General features: G+C 43.3%; 1 protein-coding gene. It reads right to left on the minus strand.

The annotated features are described in order from the left end of the window. The coding region (locus HC176_RS18060; protein ID WP_167920382.1) for a hypothetical protein at positions 1–216 on the minus strand (216 nt) is incomplete at its 3' end. Positions 217–344 lie beyond the last annotated feature (128 nt).

Raw genomic sequence — 344 nt, forward strand, 5'->3', positions numbered from 1 at the left:
TCGCGAGATCTCCCGGTCATAGAAGTCGGTGGCCTGCTGGATGAGGCTTTCGGCTTCGGCTTCCAGTTCTTTTTCATCTGCAGGTTCAAAATCTTCCAGCCATTCTACCTCATCATTTTCGAGATTGAGAATGAAACGCGGGAATTCTGTGTGGACAATAAAGATTGCATCGGGATAATCTGTGTTATCGCCAAGGAGGAATTTAGGAAAGTCCATAGTTAGCTATGATAAATTTGATGCTGAAGCTTCCGAAGAAACCAACAGCTTTTTACTTAAATAATTGAACCGAATATACAACATTACCGCCGAAGCTGTTAAGCCGGCGAACAATCCATACCAGATAC

Source organism: Tamlana crocina (genome assembly GCF_012037625.1).